Annotated in this window: 21 protein-coding genes and 3 tRNA genes; 11 read left to right on the top strand and 13 right to left on the bottom strand. The window is 67.4% G+C overall.

Going from position 1 to position 22544, the window contains the following annotated elements; all coding sequences use genetic code 11:
- Nucleotides 1-78 precede the first annotated feature (78 nt).
- From EU513_RS04345 to lysS, 3 genes are all read left to right on the top strand, one after another.
- Complete coding sequence (locus tag EU513_RS04345) at nt 79-1383, top strand: adenylosuccinate synthase (protein WP_129624658.1); 1305 nt, start codon at nt 79-81, stop codon at nt 1381-1383.
- Nucleotide 1384: 1 nt separating this feature from the next.
- Nucleotides 1385-1633 carry a hypothetical protein gene (locus EU513_RS04340; RefSeq protein WP_129624657.1) on the top strand — a complete coding sequence of 83 codons (249 nt, stop codon included), beginning with the start codon at nt 1385-1387 and terminating at the stop codon, nt 1631-1633.
- 124 nt (nt 1634-1757) lie between these two features.
- Nucleotides 1758-3524: a lysine--tRNA ligase gene (lysS, locus tag EU513_RS04335; protein WP_129624656.1), complete on the top strand. Its 1767-nt coding sequence runs from the start codon at nt 1758-1760 to the stop codon at nt 3522-3524.
- Between the two features lie 6 nt (nt 3525-3530).
- On the opposite strand, the gene EU513_RS04330 is transcribed toward lysS, so the two are convergent.
- The 3 genes from EU513_RS04330 to EU513_RS04320 all read right to left on the bottom strand — a co-directional run bounded on the left by EU513_RS04330 (nt 3531) and on the right by EU513_RS04320 (nt 7277).
- Nucleotides 3531-3839, bottom strand: coding sequence for a chorismate mutase (locus EU513_RS04330; protein ID WP_205744667.1), 309 nt, complete (start codon nt 3837-3839; stop codon nt 3531-3533).
- 74 nt (nt 3840-3913) lie between these two features.
- Nucleotides 3914-6133 (bottom strand): AAA family ATPase, encoded by a 2220-nt coding sequence (locus EU513_RS04325; protein WP_129624655.1) that lies wholly within the window; start codon nt 6131-6133, stop codon nt 3914-3916.
- A gap of 124 nt (nt 6134-6257) precedes the next feature.
- Nucleotides 6258-7277, bottom strand: a complete 1020-nt coding sequence (locus tag EU513_RS04320; protein ID WP_129624654.1) for a helix-turn-helix transcriptional regulator — start codon at nt 7275-7277, stop codon at nt 6258-6260.
- 327 nt (nt 7278-7604) lie between these two features.
- Between EU513_RS04320 and purD the strand changes: the two genes are divergently transcribed.
- Nucleotides 7605-8864 (top strand): phosphoribosylamine--glycine ligase, encoded by a 1260-nt coding sequence (gene purD / locus EU513_RS04315; RefSeq protein ID WP_129624653.1) that lies wholly within the window; start codon nt 7605-7607, stop codon nt 8862-8864.
- A 62-nt stretch (nt 8865-8926) separates the two neighbouring features.
- On the opposite strand, the gene EU513_RS04310 is transcribed toward purD, so the two are convergent.
- Nucleotides 8927-9124: a CsbD family protein gene (locus tag EU513_RS04310; RefSeq protein WP_129624652.1), complete on the bottom strand. Its 198-nt coding sequence runs from the start codon at nt 9122-9124 to the stop codon at nt 8927-8929.
- Nucleotides 9125-9253: 129 nt separating this feature from the next.
- Here EU513_RS04310 and EU513_RS04305 point away from each other — a divergent pair, with 129 nt between their 5' ends.
- Entirely contained in the window at nt 9254-10138 is an 885-nt protein-coding gene (locus EU513_RS04305) for a phosphoribosylaminoimidazolesuccinocarboxamide synthase (RefSeq protein ID WP_129624651.1), read from the top strand.
- Between the two features lie 3 nt (nt 10139-10141).
- On the opposite strand, the gene EU513_RS04300 is transcribed toward EU513_RS04305, so the two are convergent.
- A complete protein-coding gene (locus EU513_RS04300; protein ID WP_129624650.1) occupies nt 10142-10954 on the bottom strand; it encodes a spermidine synthase in 813 nt (270 codons plus the stop codon).
- A gap of 23 nt (nt 10955-10977) precedes the next feature.
- Between EU513_RS04300 and EU513_RS04295 the strand changes: the two genes are divergently transcribed.
- Complete coding sequence (locus tag EU513_RS04295; RefSeq protein WP_370447340.1) at nt 10978-11349, top strand: sterol carrier family protein; 372 nt, start codon at nt 10978-10980, stop codon at nt 11347-11349.
- 137 nt (nt 11350-11486) lie between these two features.
- Here EU513_RS04295 and EU513_RS04290 read toward each other — a convergent pair whose 3' ends face one another.
- Nucleotides 11487-13445: a hypothetical protein gene (locus EU513_RS04290; RefSeq protein ID WP_129624648.1), complete on the bottom strand. Its 1959-nt coding sequence runs from the start codon at nt 13443-13445 to the stop codon at nt 11487-11489.
- A gap of 92 nt (nt 13446-13537) precedes the next feature.
- On the opposite strand from EU513_RS04290, the gene EU513_RS04285 reads away from it, so the two are divergent.
- Genes EU513_RS04285 through purM form a run of 3 tightly spaced genes read left to right on the top strand, consistent with a single transcriptional unit; the run spans nt 13538 to nt 16664 of the window.
- Entirely contained in the window at nt 13538-13873 is a 336-nt protein-coding gene (locus EU513_RS04285; protein ID WP_129624647.1) for a hypothetical protein, read from the top strand.
- A gap of 24 nt (nt 13874-13897) precedes the next feature.
- On the top strand, nt 13898-15511 hold the full coding sequence (gene purF / locus EU513_RS04280; protein WP_129624646.1) for an amidophosphoribosyltransferase: 1614 nt from the start codon (nt 13898-13900) through the stop codon (nt 15509-15511).
- A gap of 40 nt (nt 15512-15551) precedes the next feature.
- Nucleotides 15552-16664, top strand: a complete 1113-nt coding sequence (gene purM, locus EU513_RS04275; protein WP_129624645.1) for a phosphoribosylformylglycinamidine cyclo-ligase — start codon at nt 15552-15554, stop codon at nt 16662-16664.
- A 131-nt stretch (nt 16665-16795) separates the two neighbouring features.
- Here purM and EU513_RS04270 read toward each other — a convergent pair whose 3' ends face one another.
- The 6 genes from EU513_RS04270 to EU513_RS04245 form a co-directional block, all read right to left on the bottom strand.
- On the bottom strand, nt 16796-17002 hold the full coding sequence (locus EU513_RS04270) for a DUF3073 domain-containing protein (protein WP_129624644.1): 207 nt from the start codon (nt 17000-17002) through the stop codon (nt 16796-16798).
- Between the two features lie 146 nt (nt 17003-17148).
- Nucleotides 17149-17937, bottom strand: a complete 789-nt coding sequence (locus tag EU513_RS04265; protein ID WP_129624643.1) for a copper resistance CopC family protein — start codon at nt 17935-17937, stop codon at nt 17149-17151.
- A gap of 112 nt (nt 17938-18049) precedes the next feature.
- Nucleotides 18050-18122: transfer RNA gene (locus EU513_RS04260), tRNA-Phe, on the bottom strand.
- A gap of 63 nt (nt 18123-18185) precedes the next feature.
- Nucleotides 18186-18262, bottom strand: a tRNA-Asp gene (locus tag EU513_RS04255).
- Nucleotides 18263-18287: 25 nt separating this feature from the next.
- A tRNA-Glu gene (locus EU513_RS04250) sits at nt 18288-18360 on the bottom strand.
- A 132-nt stretch (nt 18361-18492) separates the two neighbouring features.
- A complete protein-coding gene (locus tag EU513_RS04245) occupies nt 18493-19527 on the bottom strand; it encodes a PHP domain-containing protein (protein WP_129624642.1) in 1035 nt (344 codons plus the stop codon).
- 43 nt (nt 19528-19570) lie between these two features.
- Here EU513_RS04245 and EU513_RS04240 point away from each other — a divergent pair, with 43 nt between their 5' ends.
- On the top strand, nt 19571-20035 hold the full coding sequence (locus EU513_RS04240; RefSeq protein WP_129624641.1) for a hypothetical protein: 465 nt from the start codon (nt 19571-19573) through the stop codon (nt 20033-20035).
- Here EU513_RS04240 and EU513_RS04235 read toward each other — a convergent pair whose 3' ends face one another.
- A complete protein-coding gene (locus EU513_RS04235; RefSeq protein WP_129624640.1) occupies nt 20036-21085 on the bottom strand; it encodes a hypothetical protein in 1050 nt (349 codons plus the stop codon). It abuts the gene before it with no gap.
- A gap of 200 nt (nt 21086-21285) precedes the next feature.
- Between EU513_RS04235 and EU513_RS04230 the strand changes: the two genes are divergently transcribed.
- The gene (locus tag EU513_RS04230) at nt 21286-22527 is read left to right on the top strand and encodes a hypothetical protein (RefSeq protein WP_129624639.1); all 1242 of its coding nucleotides are present in this window, start codon (nt 21286-21288) and stop codon (nt 22525-22527) included.
- The last annotated feature ends 17 nt before the right edge of the window (nt 22528-22544 follow it).

The following is a 22544-nucleotide window of genomic DNA, read 5'->3' as shown; positions in this document are numbered from 1 at the left end:
TCGGTGGCCGGTATCGTTGGCCTTTACGAGCCGGCCGACTGGCCGGCCTCGTTCCGTGACGGAGGGGTCTGAGCAGTCATGCCAGCGATCGTGCTCGTCGGTGCCCAGTGGGGCGACGAAGGCAAGGGCAAAGCCACCGACCTGTTGGGCAGCCGCATCGACTACGTGGTGAAGTTCAACGGCGGTAACAACGCCGGTCACACCGTGGTGATCGAGCAGCCGGACGGCAGCCGCGAAAAGTACGCGCTGCACCTGCTGCCCAGCGGCATCCTCACCGAGGGGGTCACCCCGGTCATCGCCAACGGCGTCGTCATCGACCTGGGTGTCCTGTTCGAGGAGATCGACGGCCTCAACGCGCGCGGCATCGACACCAGCCGCTTGCAGATCAGCGGCAACGCGCACGTCATCCCGAGTTACAACAGGGTGCTCGACAAGGTGACCGAGCGCTTCCTGGGCTCGCGCAAGATCGGCACCACGGGTCGCGGCATCGGTCCGACCTACGCCGACAAGATGAACCGCATCGGCATCCGCGTCCAGGACCTCTTCGATCCCTCGATCCTGCGCCAGAAGGTCGGTGCCGCGCTCGATGTGAAGAACGAGTTGCTGGTGAAGATGTACAACCGCCGCGCCGTCGAGGTCGACGAAGTGGTGGAGGATCTCCTGCAGTACGTCGAGCGGCTGCGTCCGATGGTCGTCGACTCCTCCCTCGAACTGTCCAAGGCGCTCGACCGCGGCGACACGGTGCTGTGCGAAGCGGGTCAGGCGACCCTGCTGGACGTCGACCACGGCACTTACCCGTACGTCACCTCGTCCAACGCGATCTCGGCCGGCGCCTGCACCGGCGCGGGCATCCCGCCGACCCGCATCGACCGCGTCATCGCGATCATCAAGGCCTACACGACCCGCGTCGGCGAGGGTCCTTTCCCGACCGAGTTGCTGGACGACAAGGGCGAGTTCCTGCGCAAGCAGGGCGCCGAGTTCGGCACCACCACCGGACGTCCGCGTCGGTGCGGTTGGGTCGACACGGTGATCGGACGCTACGCGAATCGCGTCAACGGCGTGACCGACTTCGTCCTGACCAAGCTTGACGTGCTGACGGGTCTGGAGACGGTGCCGGTGTGCGTCGCGTACGAGGTCGACGGTGAGCGCTTCGACGAGATGCCGATGAGCCAGTCCGACTTCCACCACGCGACGCCGGTGTACGAAGAGCTCCCAGGTTGGTTCGAGGACATCTCGCACTGCCGCACGTGGGAGGAACTTCCTGAGAACTGCCGCGCGTACGTGGAGTTCGTCGAGCAGCAGATCGGCGCTCGCATCTCCGTGATCGGCGTCGGACCGGGCCGTGACGAGGTCATCGTCCGGCACGACCTGCTCCACGACTGACGTGCCCTCGAGCGTGCTCGTGGCCGCCGAGGCGGTCCGCGACACCCCGTCCTGGTTCGTGGCGACCATGTGGACGATCAGCCTGGTGATGATCGGGTCGGCGGCGTGGGCCTTGCTCGCCGCCTGGCTACGCCGCGGTGACGGACCGACCGAGGGGCGCCGCGCTCAGTCGAGCTGTCTGGCGGTCTTCGCGGTCCCCACCCTTCTGCTGGGGCTGTTCTTCCTGAGTTGGGCGATCGGGATCAGCTGAGTCCGACTGCGTCCGCCGCGGTTGTCGACCCGACGGGGGTACCACCGCCGCTGGATCCGGGACGTGGGTCGGCTGGTTTCGGTCGGTCGGGACGGCCGTTCGATCGCCCGTAGAATGGTCGACCGTGACTGACGTGCAGCTTGACGACTGGGTTTCCCGACTGGCCGACGAAGTGATCGCCGACGCGGACAAGCGCGGCATCAAGGTCGTGTGCGCGTCCGGCATCTCACCGTCCGGCCCGATCCACCTCGGCAACCTGCGCGAGGTGATGACCCCGCACCTGGTGGCCGACGAGATTCGCCGACGCGGCATCGAGTGCGAACACATCATCAGCTGGGACGACTACGACCGGTTCCGCAAGGTGCCCAAGGGCATTGCGGGAGTGGATGATTCGTGGGCCGAACACATCGGCAAGGCGATCACGTCAGTGCCGGCGCCGCCCGGATCGAGAGCCGACTCCTGGGCCGCTCACTTCCGAGAGCAGTGTGAGCGCTCCCTGGCCGAACTCGGTATCACCTACCGGTCGATCAGCCAGACCGAGCAGTACACCTCCGGTGCGTACACCGATCAGATCCTGTTCGCGATGAGTCAGCGCAGCGAGATCGACAAGGTGCTCGACCAGTACCGCACGCTTGCTGCCAACTCCACCGCACAGGTCGACAAGAAGTTGGACGCCGAGCAGGCCGCTGCGGCGGCCGAAGCCGCAGAGGGTTCAGGGGCAGCGTCCGAGGACGATGGCGGTTCGGGATCCGAGTACTACCCGTACAAGCCGTACTGCACCGTGTGCGACAAGGACTTCACCAGGGTCAGCGGATACGACCAGACCACAGCGGAACTGCGCTACGAGTGCGAGGCATGTGGCCACACCGAAACGGTTGACCTGCACACCTTCCACCGCGGCAAGCTGGTCTGGAAGGTCGACTGGCCGATGCGGTGGGCCTACGAGAAGGTTGTGTTCGAGCCCTCCGGTGTCGACCACCAGTCGCCCGGTTCGTCGTACGCGGTCGGACTCGAGCTTGCGCCGATCTTCGGTTGGCAGCGTCCGATTGGGCCGATGTATGCGTTCGTGGGCATCAAGGGCATGGCGAAGATGAGTTCCTCGAAGGGTGGCGTGCCCGTCGCCGAGGACGCGCTGCAGATCATGGAGCCGGCTCTGCTGCGCTGGCTCTACGCGCGCCGCAAGCCGAACCAGGCGTTCGACGTCGCTTTCGACGCCGAGATCCAGCGCATGTATGACGAGTGGGATGCGTTGCAGCGCAAGGTTTCCGAGGGCAAGGGCCAGGCCGGCGACGTCGCGTCGTACACCCGCGCTTCCAGCACTGCCGCCGGTGAACTGCCCTCGACGCCGTACCCGGTTGCGTACCGCACGCTCGCGTCCATCGTCGACATCACCACGGGTGATGAAGCACAAACGCTGCGGATCGTCGGTCAACTCGACCCCGAGAATCCGCCTTCTTCCCTCGAGTCACTGCGCCCGAGGTTGACCTGCGTGCAGACCTGGGTCGCCACACGCATGGCGGACGAGGACAAGACTGTCGTCCGGGCGGAGCCCGACGCCGCAGCGATGGCCGCGCTCAGCGACGACCAGCGTGAATCTCTGCGAATCCTGCTGGACGGCAATGGAACCGAGCTCGGCGCCATCGAGGACGACTGGTCGCTCGACGGTCTGACCCATCAGGTCTACGGCGTGCCCAAGGTGATGCAGGGCGAGAGCCCCGACTTTCGACCCGACCGCAAGAAGGAGCCTGAACTCGCGGCCGCCCTCGGCGCCGCCCAGCGGGAGTTCTTCAAGTTGCTGTACAACCTGCTCATCGGCAAGGACACCGGCCCGCGGCTGCCGACGCTGCTGCTCGCGATCGGTCCGGAGAAGCTGCGCGCATTGCTGGGTTGAGCGCGCTCATGCCGTCGGGTCCTCGCGTATCCGCTCGTGGTGGTGGATCACCTCGTCGATCACGAACCGCAGGAACTTCTCCCCGAACTCCGGGTCGAGTTGCGACTGCGCCGCGAGCGTGCGCAACCGTGCGACCTGACGTTCCTCACGGGACGGGTCGGCCGGCGGCAGGTCGTGCTCGGCCTTGTACTGGCCGACCGCCTGGGTGATCTTGAACCGCTCGGCGAGCAGGTGGATCAGCGCAGCGTCGATGTTGTCGATCGACTGCCGGTAGGAGCGCAGTCGCTGGTCTTCGGGGCCGTTCAAGTCATCCACCCCTCGATTCTCGGACACCGCTTAACCGGCGGGCCGACCGCGTCCGTGGAGTGGGCAACGGATGTCCTTGGGAATCAGGCCGGGTGGACGACCGTCATCCGGTGCGCTGCACGGGTGAGTGCAACGTAAAGCACGCGGACACCGCCGGGAGACTCTCGCGTTATCTCGTCAGGATCGACGATGACCGTGGCGTCGTACTCCAGTCCCTTGGTCGACATCGGGTCGATCAGGATGATCCGCTCGTCTGAATCGTTGAGCGAAGCGCCTAGTGCTGCAGCCCATTTCGCGGGTGTCACCACTGCGACGAGTCCCTCGACCTCGCCCAGCAGATCCTGAGCAGCGGTCACGGACGATTCGACGACATCAGGTGCTTCGAGGTCCTGCGGGCACACACCTGTCTCGCGCACGGCGTCCGGAATGTCCGCGTCAGGCACGTGCCGACGGACGACCTGCGCCGCGTACTCGAAGATCTCGCGGGCGTTGCGGTAGTTGGTGGTCATGTGGAAATGACGGCGTTCCTTCTTGCCGAAGGCTTCCTCGCGGGCCCCGAGCGCCTCGGCCTCGTCCGGCCAGGACGACTGCGCGGCATCACCGACGACCGTCCAGGACGCGTACCGACCACGACGGCCGACCATTCGCCACTGCATGGGGGAGAGGTCCTGTGCCTCGTCGACGAGCACGTGGGCGTACTCGCCCCAGCGACCGATCTTGCCCTGCAGCAGCCGTTCGCGGGCGTCGGTGGGGCGCCGCTCGAACTGCACTTCCTGCACAGACGCGGCCTGTCCGGCGGTGCGAACCTCCTGCACGTCGTAGGCCGACGGGTCGTCGAGCAACTCGATCTCGTAGAACCCGCGCTCCTCGGCCTGGCGTTCGACGACGAGCCCGAGCCGGGCCGAGACGTCGTCGACCAGGGCGGCGTCGGCGACGCTCCACGCGCCGGTCGCGAGAGCGGCGTCCAGCGAATCGCCGAGCGCGTCCCGCTCCTGTGTGGACAGCAGACCGTCGCAATACCGTTGCAAGCGTCCACGATCGGTCATCCAGAGCAGCACCTCGCGGGGGTCGACCTGGGGCCACCACTGGTTCATGAACGACTCGACTTCGAGGTGGTCGCCGAACCGGTCGAGGAACTCCGATTTCTCCAGCGCGCCCACGTGTGGCCGCACCTGGGTCCACGCTGCCTCGCCGAGTGCGTCCTGCGCGGCAGCGGTCGCGGCGTTGTGCTGGTGATGACGCAACACCCGGCGACGGATGTCGAGCAGTCGATCCCCTTCGATGCGCACCGGGTGACCGGAGATCATCGCCCGGAAACGTGTGGGTGCTCCCGGCGGCAGGTCGCGGGCGGCGCGGCCGAGCACCGGGCGGATTCGGAGGGAGCCCTTCACAGCTGCCGCGGCCGGCTCGTCGAGGCGGGTGGCGGTGATCCCCTCGATCACGTCGCCGAGCGAGCGCAGGGTGACGGTGTCCTCGCCGAGGGAGGGAAGAACACGCTCGATGTAGGCGGTGTACGCCGAAGAAGGACCGATGACCAGGATGCCGCCGTTCTCGTACTTGCGGCGCTCGGAGTAGAGCAGGTAGGCGGCGCGGTGCAGTGCGACGACCGTCTTGCCGGTGCCCGGGCCACCGCTGATCTCGGTGACGCCGCGGGCGGCAGCGCGGATCGCCTCGTCCTGGTGCTGCTGGATGGTGGCGACGATGTCGCGCATCTGTCCACCGCGGGTGCGGGTGAGCGCCGCGATCAGCGCGCCGTCGCCGACGACCACCATGTCCTCAGGCGCCTCGGGCACCATCAGGTCGTCCTCGATGCCGATCACCTTCACGCCGCGGCTACGCAGCACGCGGCGTCGGATCACGCCCTTGGGATCGACCGGGGTCGCCTGGTAGAAAGCGGCTGCTGCGGGTGCGCGCCAGTCGATGACGAGCGGTTCGTACTCGTCGTCGCGGACGCCGAGGCGACCGACGTACCGCACCTCGCGCGTGTCGCCGAGGTGGTCGGGTTTGTCGTGCTCGATGTCGAGGCGTCCGAAGACCAAGCCCTCGTGCTGGGTCTCGAAACTACGGCGACGGTTGCTCGCCTGGAACACCATCACGTCGCGTTCGAACAGGCCCGTGATCTCCTCCTCGCGTACTTCGCCGGTGCGTGAGGAACGGCCACGGGTGTGGCCCTCGGCCTCGACGAGGGCAGCCCGGTCGGCCGCCTTCTTCAGCTCGGCGTACACGCGGTCGACGTGTGCCTGTTCGCGAGACAGTTCACTCTCGATGGCGGGCGACACCGCATTCGTCGAGGACGTCGTCATTGCTTCCCCCAGCTTCGGTCGGGGACCGTACGCGTGAGCGCAGATCTCAACAGGCCGCGGCGGTTCTCGCGTGAGTTGCGTGGACCGCGCAAGTGCAAGAGTTTACGCAGGGTGCCGACCGTTCTCAGATCAGACCGTCCTTGGCGGCGAGTACGCCGGCCTGGAAACGTGTGGTCGCGCCGAGACGATCCATCAATTCGCGCACCCGGCGCTCGACGGTTCTCTGGGAGACCTTGAGTCGTTTGGCGATCACGGAGTCGGTGGTGCCGGACGAGAGCAGTTCCAGGATCCGCTTGTCACGGGCATCGAGTTCGCCCGAAGTCTCCTGGGCCAGGCGCCACTCGCGACCCAGTCGCCAGGCCCATTCGGCCACGTTGCTGACGGCGGCCGCGGCGCCCGGAGTGCTGATCATCAGACCCAACGCCTCACCATCCGGACCGTGCGCGTCGATGACCGCCAGACCTCGATCATTGACGATCGCGGAGAAGGGCAGGCCCGAGTGAAAGCGGTACAACTCGCCGGTGCTTCGCCGGGCGGTGACGACCTCGTTGAAGCGGGGGTGCGGGATCATCGACGTGTCCATCGTGACGCGAGCCGCGAGCTTGACGCCTTGTGCATTGCGGACGGGGGTCACGTGAAAGTCGGTCGGCAGGTCCAGCAGGTAGCGGGTGTACGGCGAGTCGTTGCGCAGCCCGACCACCTGTGTGCCGGACCTGGCCAGCAGTTGTTGGGTGGCCAGCGCAATCTCCTCGACACTGTTCAAGCGGTCGTAACCGCTCGGGTCGGGTGCATCGGCCGAACGATTGGCGTAGCTGCGGGAGAGGGCAGAGGTGGACGCACGGATCGTCGTCGCGTACTCCTCCAGTCGGGCGGCGAAGGCGGGCAGTGCAATGTCCGGCGGGATCGCCTCCCACACGTCGTACCCGAGAGGACGAGCCAGGCCGCGACGTTCGAAGGCACGCATGCTCTTGTCGACGTACTCGGGCTCGAAGCCGCGACGGACGAACTCGTTGCGAGTGGCCGAAGGTGCTTCGAGCAGCGCCAGGTAGATCTCGGTGTGGTCGTCGGTCAGATCGAAATCGCCCACGACGGGAGGCGGCAGATCACTGCTGTCCTCGCGTCGTTTCTGCCTCGCGTCGTCCATGCTCGTCCCCTCCTACCCGGCCCGTGCCCGACTCAACTCTTCGCCAGCGTACTGTCGGTTCACCGCCAGCGTCACAAGGCCGTCACGGTTTTTCTGGACATGGGCCGCGTCCGTGCGTAATAGTTGAGCCAACAACATTCCGGTTGTGCGAGCCCTTGAGTGCGTCGCCGAGTCCCCCTCCGGCCGACCCCAAGGCTCGCGGCGGGGCTCCTCCCGAGAGACCTCCCCCCTGACTTTCGGGAGGGCCCTGCCGTCCTTCTTTCTCGTTCCCGGCTCGGATCCTCGATGGCTCCGGGCCCTTTCCGTGGTCTGGGTAGGGTCGGTCCCGTGAGAATTCTGGTGATCGGATCCGGTGCCCGCGAACACGCGATCGTGCGAAGCCTCGCCGCAGATCCCGATGTAGAGGCGGTCGTCGCGGCACCGGGCAACCCGGGCATGGCCGAGCTGGCGGAATGTCGACCTGTGGTGGCGACGGACCCGGCAGATGTACTTCGGCTCGCGCAGGCCGAGTCCGCCGATCTCGTTGTCATCGGCGCGGAGGCCCCGCTGGTCGCCGGCGTGACAGATGTGTTGCGGGACAACGGCTTTGATGTCTTCGGTCCATCCGGTGAAGCTGCTCGTCTTGAAGGCAGCAAGGCGTTCGCGAAGGAGGTCATGGCGGCCGCCGAGGTGCCGACGGCGATGAGCCGGGTGTGCTCCACCGAGACCGAAGCCCGGGACGCACTGGACGCGAGCGGCGCTCCGTACGTCGTCAAGGACGACGGGCTCGCCGCAGGCAAGGGCGTCGTCGTCACCGACGATCTCGAGGAAGCCGTCGCGCACGCGATGGCGTGTTTCGCCGGTGGTGCGCAGGTGGTCATCGAGGAGTTCCTGGACGGTCCTGAGGTGTCCCTGTTCTGCATCACTGATGGCGAGACGGTCATCCCGCTGGAGCCGGCGCAGGACTTCAAACGCATCGGCGACGGCGACGAAGGACCCAATACCGGTGGAATGGGAGCGTATTCGCCGCTCGACTGGGCGCCCGGCGACCTCGTCGATCACGTCGTCCGCACCATCGCGCAACCCACGGTCGAGGAGATGAGGCGGCGAGGAACGCCGTTCTCCGGAGTTCTGTACGTCGGTCTGGCACTCACCTCACGCGGGCCGCGGGTCATCGAGTTCAATGCACGCTTCGGCGATCCGGAGACGCAGGTCGTTCTTGCCCGGTTGCGCACGCCACTGGCGTCCTTGCTCAGCGCAGCAGCTCGCGGCCGACTCGACCAACTGGAGTCGTTGCGCTGGCATACGCAGCACGCGGTGACGGTCGTGCTGGCGTCCGAGGGCTACCCGGCTGCGCCGGTGACTGGGGACGTGATCGAAGGGCTTCCTGTCGAAGGCGATGCGTACGTCCTGCATGCCGGCACGTCGTCGGACGACGGTCGTCTGCTGTCGGCCGGAGGGCGCGTGCTCTCGGTCGTCGCCTTGGGTGACGGTCTGGCGCAGGCTCGGCACAACGCGTACGCAGCGATCGGCCGAATCGGCATGCGGGGCGGCCAGTTCCGTACCGACATCGCGCTGAAGGCCGAGCGCGGCGAGATCTCCGTCTGAGCGGTCAGGACACGACGAGGGCCCGGATCCGTGCGGATCCGGGCCCTCGTCACGTCTCCGGGTCAGTTGCCGGTGACGGAGTCCTTGGCGTCGCCGAGCGAGTCCTTGGCGTTCTCGCCGGCCTGCTTCATCTTGGCCCCCGACTGCTCGGCCTGGCCCTCGGCCTGCTGGCCCGGGTCGTTACGAGCGTCGCCGATCTTCTCCTGGGCTGCGCCCTTGAGCTCTTCGGCCTTGTTCGAGATCTTGTCTCCGATACCCATGCTCGGTCCTTTCCCTCTGACGACCTCACGGCGATTCCGTAGCCGTCGTTCCTTCCATCTTCACCCGCGGAATCGCAGATTTGGGCAGTCGGCGTCATCGGATTCGGTGGCCTCGGGAAGAATGTCGACATGAGTCTCGACCTGCCGGGATACGCCCACGCCTACTCGGGAAAGGTGCGCGATCTTTACACCCCCCTTGTGGGTGACATCGCCCGCGACGACCAGATCCTGCTGGTCGCCTCCGACCGCATCTCCGCCTACGACTTCGTGCTCGACTCCGTCATCCCCGACAAGGGAAAGGTGCTGACCCAGCTCTCGCTGTGGTGGTTCGAGCAGTTGGCCGATCTCGTGCCCAATCACGTGATTTCCACGAATGTGCCGGACGCCGTTGCCGGTCGGGCGGTGTTGGTGGAGCGGCTGGAGATGGCGCCGGTCGAGTGCGTGGCTCGCGGTTACCTCACCGGGAGCGGACTGGCTGACTATCAGCGCGCCGGTGTGGTCTCCGGTGTCTCGTTGCCGGATGGATTGGTCGACGGATCGCGTCTGCCCGATCCCATCTTCACGCCCTCGACCAAGGCGCCCCTCGGTGAGCACGACGAGCCGATCTCCTACGACGAGGTCGTGGCCGAGGTCGGAGCGCCACTCGCTCAGCAGTTGCGGGACTTGACGATCGCGATCCTCAAGCGAGGCAACGAGATTGCGGAGAAGCGCGGGATCATCCTCGCCGACACCAAGGTCGAGTTCGGGCAGCGCCCGGACGGCACGTTGGTGCTCGCCGACGAGGTGCTGACGCCCGACTCCTCGCGCTTCTGGCCGGCGGACTCCTACGCGCCCGGGGGGCCGCAGCCGTCCTATGACAAGCAGTTCGTCCGGGACTGGCTGACGTCGCCGGCGAGTGGCTGGGACAAGAGTTCCGGCGAAGCGCCTCCGCCGTTGCCCGATGAGGTCGTCGACAAGACGCGTGCCAAGTACGTCGAGGCGTACGAGTCTCTCACCGGACGCCGATTCGACTGACACTCAACGGAACCGGAGGGTGCCGCTCGTCTCGGGCGGTGGTGCTGGATCCTCGTCCGGGTCGGCGATCGGCTTCGCCGAGCGTGCCCAAGCCGCAGTCTCGCCGGCGCGGACGAAGGCTGTCGGGAAGTCGGACGCGGCAGCGCGGCGTCCGAGTGCGGCCTCGTCGAGCGTCGATGCCGCGATCAGGACGTAGTTGCCGAAGCGCTTCTTCTTCATGACCTCGGTGGTGGTCAGGAGTGCCATCGTGTCGAAAGCCGTTGCGGCAGTAGCCAACACCCGCTTGAGGAAGGCGCGCTCCGGTCGGTCGGCGATGTTGAAGAGCAGGACACCGTTCGGTTTCAACACGTGCGAACACCGGTGCAGTGAGGCGGTCGTCACCAGGTCGCCGGGTACCCGGCCTTCGTCGAAAGCGTCGATGACGACGGCGTCCGCGCTCGCGTCGGCCAGCTGCTGCAGACCGGTCCAGCCGTCCGTCGGGCGCACCCGAATGCGGTGGCCGCGGGGGAGCGGCAACTTCTCGCGCACGGCCTGAGTGAGCTCGGCGTCCGGCTCGAGGACGATCTGCGGTGAACCCGGTCGGGTGTGCTGGACATACCTGGGCACCGTGAGTGCTGCCCCGCCGACATGGGTCACAGCGAGCGGTCCGGCGGGTAGTAGGTCGAGGACGCTCGCGAAGTGCTGGACGTACTCGAACGCCAGGAGCCCCGGGTCGCCGACATCGACGTAGGACTGCGGGTGCCCGTCACGCAGCACGGTGACACCACCGCGTTCGTCGTCTCGGAACTCGATGCGAGCGCTGTCGTCGGAGGGCACGGTGAGAGCCTAAGGGGGTGGCAGTGCGACGAATCGACCCGAGTGCAGGTAGGCAGGCCGTCCAGGACTGGTGTGCTGACCCGCAGGTGCCGCGTCCGACGCTCGCCACGGCGGTCCGTTACACGCTGGAGGAACTCGGTCTGCAGGCGCCGGGGCGGTCGGTCGAGGTACGCGTCCCGCCGTTCGGTGCGGTGCAGGTGATCGAGGGAACGACGCACCGTCGGGGTACGCCGCCGAACGTCGTCGAGTTGTCCGCTGCGACCTGGCTGGCAATGGTCGTCGGTGATCTGGCCTGGGCGGATGCCGAGGAGAGTGGCGACTTGCGTGCGTCCGGTGGGCGAGCGGATCTCTCTGCCTACTTGCCTTTGCTTCCGCGTCGACCGGTGCGTTCGTAGAGCCCGGACGCAGGCGCCTCCGCTTGTCGGAGCCCACGCACGCGGGGTGAGACGGGCGAGTTTTCGGCGCCAGATGTGCCGAACCCCGCCCGGGGTCGTGGGCGGGGCTCGATCAACAACTCGATCGACGAACGCGGTCAGCGCTTGGACGCGTCCCAGTGGCGGAAGCCCGCCGACGCCGCGATCTGCTCGTCCTTGAAGTAGACCTCGGCCTCGGTGTCGGCGTACGCCGGGGAGTCGGTCGTGTGGAAGAGCATCGAGTCGGCGTTGCCCTTGATCCAGCCGGTCGGGCCCGATCCGTCCTCCTCGGGCATCGCAGAACCCGGACCGAAGGGACCGTCGGCGGGACCGTCGGCAACCTCGGTCGACGCGGGGTCGGCCGGCGCCGCGGTATCGGAAGCAAAGACGCCGTCCGACGGCAGGTTGGGCTGCGCCGCGCGGGGAGTTCCCTGAATCTCACCGCTGCGCTGGTCATCCCGCATCGGGGCGACCTTGCCGCTCGGGTGCTGCTCCTCGAAATCCCCCAACGGCAGCGCGGGGGTCGACCATTCGCCGTCCCGCGACGCGGATGCATCTCCGGCCGGGTCATGGGGGTCGACGGCCGGTGTGGCACTCGTCGACGACCTTTGCTCGGCAGGTGCTTCTGTCGCGGGGCCAGCATCCTCGGCCGCCTTCGACTCGGTCGGTTCCTTCGGTTCCGCGTCCGCCTGAGCTGCCTTCGGCTCCTCGACAGGACCGTCTACTGCGGATGCTGCGGGTGCGTCGTCCAAGGGCGGGGGCGGGGTGGCCCAGTCGTCGCCGCCGGTCGCTGCGGGTGCCTCGGTCGAGGTGGGCTCAGCCTGCTCGGACTCCGCGGCGGGTTCGGTTTCGGACTCCGTCTTGGGTGCCTCAGCCGGTTCGTCCTTCGGCGCCTTGGCGGCACGTTCTTCCGTCGCGTGGCTCTCCTGTGCGGATGCTCCGGTGTCTGCCGGTTCGGCAGACTTCGCCGGCTCCGTCTTTTCAGCGGCTGCGGCTTCGGGTGCGTCGTCCAGGGGCGGGGGCGGGGTGGCCCAGTCGTCGCCACCGGTCGCAGCCGGCGCCTCGGCGGGCTTGGGCTCAGCCTGCTCGGACTCAGCCTGCTCGGACTCAGCCTTGGTTGCTTCGGCAGGTTCGGTCGCCTTCGGCCCCTCGACGGGTTCCGCAGTCGTTGCCGGCGCGGTCGTCTCGGCGGCGGGGGCAGCAGGAGCGTCGTCGAGCGGCGGGGGAGGGGTGCCCCAGTCATCGCCACCGGACGCTGCCGGCGCCTCGGCCTGCTTCGGCTCATCGGCGGCCTTGTCGGTCTTCGCCGTTTCGGCGGGAGCCTTGGCCGACGCATCGTCCAACGCGGGTGGTTCGGAGTCCCAGTCGTCTGCGCCCGATGCGGCGGCGGGGGCCGCCTTCGGTTCGTCGGTCGTCGAGGTCTTGTCCGCTGTGTCGTCGGTGACGGGCGCGGGTTCGGTGTCCCAAGCATCACCGGACGTAGCAGCCGCCGCAGCAGGCTTGTCCTCCACGGCGGGAGGCTCGGCGTCCCAGTCGTCCCCCCCGGATGTGGCAGGAGCCTCGGCCGGCTTCTCGTCGGCCACGGGCGCAGGGTCGGCGTCCCAATCGTCACCGCCGGACGAAGCAGCCTGCTCTGCCGGCTTCTCGTCGGCGACCGGAGCAGGGTCGGCGTCCCAGTCGTCGGCCGCACCAGCAGCGGGCTCGGCGGGTTCGGACTTCGTGGGCTCATCCTTCGTGGCGGCGTCGTCCTTCGCGTCCGACGTCGCAGCAGCGACCGCTCCGGTGGCGCCGACGGCTCCTGCGGTGGCGGTGCCTCCGGCAGCGTTCGAGGGACCGGAGTCCTTCGCCGGCTGCTCGGTCTTCGCCGTGGCTTTCTGCGGAGCCTCGCTCTTACCCGCCGTGACCTCCTCGGCGGGGGTCTGCTCGGTCTCTTCGACCTCGGGCTCAGGCGAGCCGACCTTCTTGTCGGAGTCGACACCATGGATACCGACCGACCCGCCGCGCTTGGGATCGCGCAGCACGATGATCGCCAGCTGGATGAGGATGATGATGACCAGGACGAGAATGACCCACTTCATGGGCACTCCTTCGCAGTGCAGAGAACGTGCAGGAACAGTGCAGGAACAAGACCTGTCGGCAACCCTAGCCACCGGTCGCATACCGTAGGCACGTGTCACAGCAAGTGCCCGACGAATCCGACGACGTCACCGACGTGACTGCCGGCCCGGGGGTCACCCACCAAGCAGCCAGGGAAACCTCCGACGAACCTACCGGTGAGTCACCCCAGCTGATCCCGGTGCGGCGTCGCCCGAACGTCCTGATGTTCGTCCTGACCGGGGTCGTGCTCGGAATCATCGCCGCGGTCGTCGTCGCGAACCTTCCTACCGACGATGCCAACTACTCGATGATGACCACCTTCGGTTACTTCGCGGCCATCTTCGGTCTCCTCGGCGCCATGCTCGGCGGCATCGTCGGCGTCCTGCTCGACCGCCGCGCCGGACGCTGAACACCTGCGTGGGAGGATCGTGACGTGGCTCGCTCCGACGGACGTCTCTCCCATGATCTGATCCCCGGCGAGAAGGGCCCGCAGGACGCCTGCGGAGTCTTCGGCGTCTGGGCCCCCGGCGAGGAAGTCGCCAAGCTCACGTACTTCGGTCTGTATGCATTGCAGCACCGCGGCCAGGAGTCGGCCGGCATCGCGACCAGCGACGGGCGCAGCATCCTGGTCTACAAGGACATGGGTCTGGTGTCCCAGGTCTTCGACGAGTCGAGCCTGGGCAGCCTGCGCGGTCACATCGCGATCGGCCACACCCGTTACTCCACGACCGGCGGCAGCACCTGGGAGAACGCCCAGCCGACGCTCGGCGGCCACGCCGGCGGCACGGTCGCCCTCGCCCACAACGGCAACCTGATCAACACCGTCGAACTGCGCGAGATGGTCGACAGCGAGCACGCAGGCCGCACCGTCCGCGGCGAGATCGCCCGCGGTAACACCTCCGACACCGCGTTGGTGACCACGCTGCTCGCCGCTGACGAGGACAAGTCGCTCGAGGAAGCCGCGCTCGACGTGCTCCCGAACCTCGAAGGTGCCTTTTGCTTCGTCTTCATGGACGAACACACCCTGTACGCCGCCCGTGACCCGTACGGCGTTCGTCCGCTCGCGCTCGGACGCCTCGAGCGCGGCTGGGTGGTCGCGTCCGAGACCGCGGCGCTGCAGACCGTCGGTGCGAGCGTCGTCCGCGAGGTCGAGCCCGGCGAACTCATCGCGATCGACGAGAACGGCCTGCGCAGCCACAAGTTCGCTGAACCAAAGCGCAAGGGATGCGTCTTCGAGTACGTCTACCTCGCCCGTCCCGACGCCGTGATCAGCGGACGCGTGGTGCACGAGGCCCGCGTGGAGATGGGGCGCCAGTTGGCCCGCGAGCACCCCGTCGAGGCCGACATGGTGATCGGAGTACCGGAGTCGGGAGTTCCGGCAGCCACGGGTTACGCCCAGGAGAGCGGAATCCTGTTCGGACAGGGGTTCGTCAAGAACGCCTACGTCGGCCGTACCTTCATCCAGCCGAGCCAGACCCTGCGTCAGCTCGGAATTCGGTTGAAGCTCAACCCTCTGGAGCACTCGATCCGCGGGAAGCGCATCGTCGTCATCGACGACTCCATCGTGCGCGGCAACACCCAGCGGGCGCAGATCAGGATGTTGCGCGAGGCCGGCGCCACAGAGGTCCACGTCCGGATCTCCAGCCCGCCGGTGCAGTGGCCGTGCTTCTACGGGATCGACTTCGCAACCCGCGCCGAACTCATCGCGACCGGGCTCGGCGTCGAGGAGATCCGGGCATCGATCGGTGCCGACTCGCTCGGCTACATCTCCACCGAGGGCATGATCGCCGCGACGAATCAGCCGCCTTCCCAGTTGTGCGCGGCCTGCTTCACCGGCGAGTACCCGATCGAACTGCCCGAGGACGGCCGCATCGGCAAGCACGTCCTGGAGACCCTGCCGATCGAGATCGCGTCCGGCCACGACCGCAGCATCACCCTCGCTCCCGAGGACCGCGGCGATCGTTCAAGCCGCTCCGGTGGTTCGGACGCCGAAGGTGTCGGCACCGGGGTCAGCGGCGGCGGGTCGGGCGCCCTCGACCACCCGTGAGCCGCACTCACCTCCCACTCAGCGCGAACGAGAGCAGACGATGAGCGACACCCCGATGACCTACGCCGACGCCGGCGTCGATGTCCATGCCGGTGACAAGGCGGTCGAACTGATGAAGGCGTCCGTGCGCCGCGCGCAGCGCCCGGAGGTACTGGGCGGACTCGGCGGCTTCGCGGGCCTGTTCGACGCCTCGATGCTCACCCGTATGCAGCGTCCGGTCCTCGCCACTTCCACCGACGGTGTCGGGACGAAGGTCGCGGTCGCCCAGGCGATGGACAAGCACGACACGATCGGTTTCGACCTGGTCGGCATGGTCGTCGACGACATCGTCGTATGTGGCGCCGAGCCGCTGTTCATGACCGACTACATCGCCACCGGCAAGGTCGTGCCCGAGCGCGTCGCCGCGATCGTCGGTGGCATCGCGGCCGCCTGTGAGCAAGCGGGTGTCGCCCTGGTGGGCGGCGAGACGGCAGAGCACCCGGGCCTGCTGGAGCCTGACGAGTACGACGTGGCCGGTGCGGCCACCGGCGTGGTCGAGTACGCCGACCTGTTGACCTCCGACCGTGTCCGGGTCGGCGACGTCGTCCTGGGCATCCCGTCGTCCGGACTGCATTCCAACGGACTGTCGCTGGTGCGCAAGGTCGTGGCCGGCGCGGGATGGGGGTGGGATCGTGAGGTGCCGGAGTTCGGTCGCACGCTCGGCGAGGAGGTGCTGACCCCGACCCGGGTCTATGCCGCCGACCTGCTGCGCCTGATCCGCACCGACGGCGTCGACATGCACGCGCTCTCGCACGTCACCGGAGGAGGCCTGGCGGCGAATGTCGCCCGCGTGTTGCCGCAGGGCGTCACCGCTGTCATGGACCGCTCCACCTGGACACCAGCACCCGTCTTCACCGTCATCGGCGAACTCGGTCGCGTGCCGCAGGCCGACCTCGAAGCGACCCTGAACATGGGGGTGGGGTTCGTCGCGGTGCTTCCACAGGAGTCGGTGGAGACCGCCCTGGAGGTGCTGGAGTCGGTCGACCTGCCGGCGTGGCAGATGGGAACGGTCATGTCCGCCGAAGACGCAGACACGACCCGCGGTGAGGTCATCACCGGCGCGAAGGGTGTGGACGCCGGTGGCGCCCAACTGATCGGCACCTACGCACGCTGAGCGGACGTCGAACGCACACTGACACCGCCTCGAAGCATTCTTCGAGACGGTCACCGGTGGTCGGGACAGATCACCTGTGCGAGGTCAGCGATGCGTACTGCTGGTCACCGAGAATTCGGTCACCCGACGAATCAGCGGTTGTGGGAAGCCCAATCCGCGTAGTCGTCGTAATCGTCGTCATCACCCTTTTCGTCGTCTGCGGCGGAACTCTCCGCAGATCGGGTGGAAGACGAAGCGCGAAGTTCGCGCTCCAGAGCGGTGAGGTCGGTGTCGGGAGAGAAGTACTTCAACTCCCGGGCAACCTTCGTCTGCTTTGCTTTGGCCCGGCCGCGCCCCATGGCGAGACCCCCTCGTGTGTGTTGCCGGTGTGCCCGTAACGAAGAACCCTCGAGCCGAAGCCCGAGGATCGATCATCCGGAGACCCCGGGATCTTTGGTATCTGTCGTGGGGTCAACGGTACATCAGGGAACGACCCACCGATGCATCAGTCACGAGGATGCTCGTCCGAATGCTGGTCACGCGGTCCGGACTCGTCGTCATCGCCGGAATCGGGGGAGCTGGTGGAACCAGTGTCGGTGCCGGAATCCGCTTCTGCGCGGCCTGAATCAGCGATCTTCTCGTCGGGTTCGTTCGCCGCCTGGGTCGGGGAGGACTCATCAGCACTTGCTTCGTCGGTGCGCGTGTCGACGTCGTCGTCCTTGAGGCGTCCCTTGGTCAGGAAGGCGCCACCGGCGATCAGCAACAGGGCGAGGGCGGCAGCGGCGATGATCAGCGGTGCGTTGTTGTCGGTCTCGGACGTCGGCACCTCCTGGGCGGGCGGCGTCGGCTTCGAGGACGAAGGCGCGATCGTGGCCTCGGAACTGGCGTCGGCGCTGCGCGACGATGCGGCGGCGTCGGCGGGATCGCTCGCGCCCTCGACGGTGAAGTCGAACGTGCCCGAGATGGGGTGACCGTCGGACGAGACCACGCGCCAGACGACCCGGTAGCCACCGTTCGCGAGCGGCGTCTTCAGGTTCTGGGTCACGCGGGCACCGCTGACGGCCGGCGTTCCCTGCGCGACGGTGCCTGCGGGCCCGTCGACCCGGACCGCGGCGCCTGTGCCAAGCACAGCATTGTTGAAGACCAGCGAGACCGCGTCGATCGGTTCGGTGCGAGCGCCTGCCTTCGGGACCGAGTCGGTCAGCCTGTCATGAGCCATCGCCTGCCCCGGGTTGATCAGCAGCAGGGGCAATAGCAGCAGTGCGAAGGTGACTCGCGTCAGGATCCGGAGCATGGGTTCATTCTGCCCACCACAGGATTCGCGGCATGTTGCGGGTTCATCCGGCTCGCGCTGCCACTCAGCAGACGCAGAAACCCGCTGCCATGGGCAGCGGGTTTCATCGATGTGGCCAGAGACGGGGTCGAACCGCCGACCTAGCGATTTTCAGTCGCTCGCTCTACCAACTGAGCTATCTGGCCAACTCCGCCCGGTGAAAAAAGCCCCACCGAACCTTTCGGCTCGGCAGAGCCTCGTCACCGAACTGGCGACCCCGACGGGACTCGAACCCGCGACCTCCGCCGTGACAGGGCGGCGCGCTAACCAACTGCGCTACGGGGCCTTGCTGTTGCAAGACCTGACTTGCGTATCCCCAACGGGATTCGAACCCGTGCCGCCGCCGTGAAAGGGCGGTGTCCTAGGCCGCTAGACGATGGGGACCTGTCCTGGTCAGTTCCACCGCCGAGCGAACTCGGCTCGGATCCGTTGAGGACCTGCGCAACTATAGGGGAGTCTTCGGAGGATTTCCAAAACGACCCCGGACGCCGGCCGATTCGAACGCATTTGTGCAGGTCAGCGCCTCGCGGCCCACTCCACGAGCCGGTCACGTTCCCAGGTGTTCACGATGCGTTCGATCGGGATGTCGAACTGCTGCGCGCGGGCGCAGCCGAACTGCAACAGGTCGAGCTGACCGGGTGCGTGGGCGTCGCTGTCGATGCTGAACAGGCAGCCGGCATCCCGAGCCAGGACGATTAGGTCGTCGGGCGGGTCGCAACGCTCCGGGCGCGAATTGATCTCGACGGCGACATCGCTGTCAGCGCATGCCTCGAAGACTGCCTTCGCGTCGAAGCAGGACTGACCTCGCGTGCCACGTGAACCACCGGTGAGACGTCCGGTGCAGTGCCCGAGGACGTTCGTGCGCGGGTTCTGGACGGCGGCGATCATCCGACGGGTCATCGGCGCGGACGCCATAGCAAGCTTGGAGTGCACGGACGCGACGCGCAGGTCGAGCTGATCGAGCATCTCCTCGGTCTGGTCGAGTCCGCCGTCATCGAGGATGTCGACCTCGATCCCCTTCAGCAGGGTGAACGAGTCGGCGAGGTGGGCGTTGATGCGGTCGACGAGTTGCAACTGCTCGGCCAGGCGCGCCGCGGACAGTCCGTTCGCCACTCGAAGTCGCGGCGAATGATCAGTCAGCACGAGGTACTCGTGTCCGAGTTCCATTGCGGTAGCGACCATTTCGGGAATCGGTGATCCGCCATCGCTCCAGTCGGAGTGGCTGTGGCAGTCGCCGCGCAGCGCGGCCCGCACCTCTTCACCACCGTCCACCATCTTGTCCGGGTACTTCGCCTCGACGGTCGCCAGGTACTCCGGCCGCTCGCCCGCGAGCGCCTGCCGGATGACGGCTTCGGTCGACTTCCCGATCCCGGGAAGCTCGGCCAGGGTTCCGGCCTCCGCACGCTGTCGCAGTTCCTCGCGAGGCGTCGCCACCACCGTCGAAACCGCCTGACGGAAGGCCTTGACCCGGTAGGTGCCGGCTCGCGCACGCTCGAGCACGAAGGCGATCCGGCGTAGGGCGTCGACGGGTTCGATGACGGGTTCGGCCATACGGCGAGACTAAGGGGCGACGGGCGCCGCTATCGTCACCTGCGTGAGAGCCGGGCTATTCGTCGCACTGCTGGCCGTGTCGTTGGCCTGGATGCTGTGGGCCCAGGCGCGGATGCAGCACCGTGTCCTGTCGTTCCTGGTGGGGCGCGCGGGGGGGAGTTCATCGCGCGGAGCACGGGTGACCCACCTGGTCCAGGCGGCCGCCGCGTTCATCGCCGTCCTGGTCCTTGCTGCAGCAGTGCTTGTCGAACTGCGCTGGAACGCGGTCTACCTGCGGGTGCCGCTCGCCGCGTCCGTCCTGCTGGTCTACGTGCCCTTCGCGGCCACTCTGGGGCGCACCAAACTGCGCAAGGTGCGCAGGACCGTCGAACAACGGATGAAAGAACTGGGCGCCCCGCCGGACGTCACAACTGCGATCGCCCGGGCGGGACGCCCGTGGAGCCTGTTCGGCTCGCTGGTCATGCTCGCGGCGGTGCTGATCCTGACCTGGCACCACCTGCGTAACTGACTAGCTCTTCTCGTCCTCCGTGGACAGGTCGGCGGGGTTGGGCTCGTCGACATCGTCGACGGTCGTCTCGGCCAGCTGCTGCTCGAACAACGAGGGACGGTGACCCGAGGCGTCCGAACCGTCGGTGGCGCCGTTGTTGCCCGTACCGAACGCGTCCGAGCCGTGGTCGGCGTGCTGGGTGGACGGCCCGTCCGAGTTGTCACCTGCGGCCCGGTTCGAGCCCTCGTCGCTGTTGTCCGTCGACGCGCCGAGGTTGTCGGTGACGTTCTTCCAGATGGGGGTGTCCTCGACGTCGCCGGCCGGGGCAGCACCGGGAGCGTCCGATGCGCCCTCCGCAGTGGCGGAACCGGCAGCCGGACGTGACGCTTCGGCACGTAGGGCGTCAGAGCCACCTGTGCCGGTGGCCTCGTTCGAGGCCTTGTCGCTTCTGTCCTGGCCGTTGTTCGTGCTCTGGTCGGCGCTGCCCACGGTGGACTTGTTGTCCGAGGATGCGGACGCCGTGGTCGCAGGAGCGAACGAGGAACGCGCGACGGCCGGCTTGGCGGTGCCGGCAGTGACCTGGCCGGCCGAACCCTGCTTGCCGGCCTGCTTCTCAGCCAGCTTGGACGCTGCCGTGTCGGCCGTACGCGCGGCCGCATCCTGGAAGGACTTGATCGCGAAGACCAGGCCCACGGCGGCGACGGCCATCCAGATGCGCGGGTGCCGCACACCCTTCTTCAGCAGGTAGTTCTCGGCCTTGGCGTCGAGCTTGAGCCCGATGCCGGAGCTCAGCAGGCTCAGACTGCCGGCGGCCGCAGCGATCGCGGAGCCGGAGGTGACGGCGACGTCACGCTTGGTGTGGACCGGCTTGAGGCCGAGCGCGTCGGAGTTCTCGGCGGCCTTGTCGGTCATGAACAGCGAGCCGGCCGTGCCTGCGGTGTTCGCGACCGTGAGGCCCCGACGGGCCCAGGTGGGGATCCTGGCCGGGCGGGCAAGAACGCCCAGACCGGCGACGGCGGCAGCGAGCAGATTCTGGGCTGCGGGGGAGCGGAGAGCGGAGTTGTTCGGCATGGCTCCCACTCTAGGAGCCGACACCACCCGCGCGGCGGGCATCGGACGGTTCAAACAGAACCCAGGACTTGGCAAACGATCGGCAAACCCTGGCGTGGGGGCTTGGGTATGGCGCCGAGGGCTGGCACGGTGTTGAACGTCCAACCGGACGACGCACAGGGGCGTCCAGGGTTAGAACGCAGTTTCAGGGGGAATATCGAATGTCTCGCACCGTCCGCCGTCGATCCGTCATCGCAGCGGGGTTCGCGGCCAGCACGCTGGCCGCCTGCAGCGGGGAGGACAAGGCCGATCCCAAGCAGCCCGGCAAGAACCCGGACGCCGAATCGTCCAGCACGAGCGCCCCAGGCAAACCGTCGGGCAAGCCGAGTATCGACAACCCGCGGCTGATCGGTGACGGATCGACCGCGGACTGTGGTCCGCAGCCGCACCAGCCCGAACCGGAGAAGCTGAAGCCGGGACAGGCCCCGCCGCAGTTCGTGGTGATCTCCTGGGACGGCGCGGGCGAGAACCAGGACATGCCGCCGCTGTTCGAGCGCTTCCTCGAGGTCGGCAAGAAGTACAAGTGCCAGCAGACGTGGTTCCTCACCGGAATCTTCCTGCTCCCCGAGTCGAAGCGAACGCTCTACAAAGGTCCGGGCTTCAAGGCGGGTGCTTCCGATGTCGGATTCCAGAAGGACGCCGAGATCCGCCGGACCATCGAACTGCTGCGCCGGGCCTGGCTCGACGGCCACGAGATCGGCACCCACTTCAACGGCCACTTCTGTGGCGACAACGGTGTGGAGACCTGGTCCGAGGCGGACTGGCTGGACGAGATCCGCCAGGCCAAGAACGTCGTGCGGACCTGGAAGACGAACACCGGGTTCACCGACCTACCGCCGCTGCCATTCGATTACGAGAAGGAACTGGTCGGCGGACGCACTCCATGCCTGCAAGGGGTGAAGAACGTCCGTAAGGCGGCGAGCAAGCTCGGCTGGCGTTATGACACGAGTGCCGGGAACAACCAGGTGTGGCCGAAGAAGGACGGCACGCTGTGGGACCTGTCGCTGCAGTCGATCCCGTTCGCCGGCAAGGGCGGCACGGTGCTCTCGATGGATTACAACATCATGGTCAACCAGTCCGGCGGCACCAACGGCGATCCGGCGAAACGTCCGGGCTGGCGCAAGCAGGCGGCCGACACTTACGTCGCCGGCTTCGAGCGCGCCTACGACGGCAACCGGGCACCGCTGATCATCGGCAACCACTTGGAAGGCTGGAACGGCGGCATCTACATGGACGCCGTTGAGGACGCCATCGTCCGGATGGCGGCCAAGCCGGACACCCGTTTTGTCACCTTCCGGCAACTGTGCGACTGGCTCGACGCCCAGGAGCCGGCCACCCTGGACGCACTTCGGGCACTGAACGACGCCCCCGAATCCGGGTGGTCGGATTTCCTGGTGAAGTGACCGATACCGCTGTGATG

Origin of the sequence: Yimella sp. RIT 621, from assembly GCF_004146205.1 — a bacterium.
Classification (GTDB): domain Bacteria; phylum Actinomycetota; class Actinomycetes; order Actinomycetales; family Dermatophilaceae; genus Yimella; species Yimella lutea.
Note: the sequence above shows the minus strand (reverse complement) of the source record. Positions and strands in the feature narration are given on the sequence as shown.

What these genes read in the sequence shown, in the direction of transcription:
- EU513_RS04310 (WP_129624652.1), bottom strand. Translation starts at nt 9,124, where the DNA reads ATGGGTATCGGAGACAAGATCTCGAACAAGGCCGAAGAGCTCAAGGGC.
- EU513_RS04265 (WP_129624643.1), bottom strand. Translation starts at nt 17,937, where the DNA reads ATGCTCCGGATCCTGACGCGAGTCACCTTCGCACTGCTGCTATTGCCC.
- EU513_RS04320 (WP_129624654.1), bottom strand. Translation starts at nt 7,277, where the DNA reads ATGGACGACGCGAGGCAGAAACGACGCGAGGACAGCAGTGATCTGCCG.
- purM (WP_129624645.1), top strand. Translation starts at nt 15,552, where the DNA reads ATGAGCGACACCCCGATGACCTACGCCGACGCCGGCGTCGATGTCCAT.
- EU513_RS04305 (WP_129624651.1), top strand. Translation starts at nt 9,254, where the DNA reads ATGAGTCTCGACCTGCCGGGATACGCCCACGCCTACTCGGGAAAGGTG.
- EU513_RS04345 (WP_129624658.1), top strand. Translation starts at nt 79, where the DNA reads ATGCCAGCGATCGTGCTCGTCGGTGCCCAGTGGGGCGACGAAGGCAAG.
- EU513_RS04270 (WP_129624644.1), bottom strand. Translation starts at nt 17,002, where the DNA reads ATGGGGCGCGGCCGGGCCAAAGCAAAGCAGACGAAGGTTGCCCGGGAG.
- EU513_RS04235 (WP_129624640.1), bottom strand. Translation starts at nt 21,085, where the DNA reads ATGCCGAACAACTCCGCTCTCCGCTCCCCCGCAGCCCAGAATCTGCTC.
- EU513_RS04245 (WP_129624642.1), bottom strand. Translation starts at nt 19,527, where the DNA reads ATGGCCGAACCCGTCATCGAACCCGTCGACGCCCTACGCCGGATCGCC.
- EU513_RS04325 (WP_129624655.1), bottom strand. Translation starts at nt 6,133, where the DNA reads ATGACGACGTCCTCGACGAATGCGGTGTCGCCCGCCATCGAGAGTGAA.
- EU513_RS04290 (WP_129624648.1), bottom strand. Translation starts at nt 13,445, where the DNA reads ATGAAGTGGGTCATTCTCGTCCTGGTCATCATCATCCTCATCCAGCTG.
- EU513_RS04230 (WP_129624639.1), top strand. Translation starts at nt 21,286, where the DNA reads ATGTCTCGCACCGTCCGCCGTCGATCCGTCATCGCAGCGGGGTTCGCG.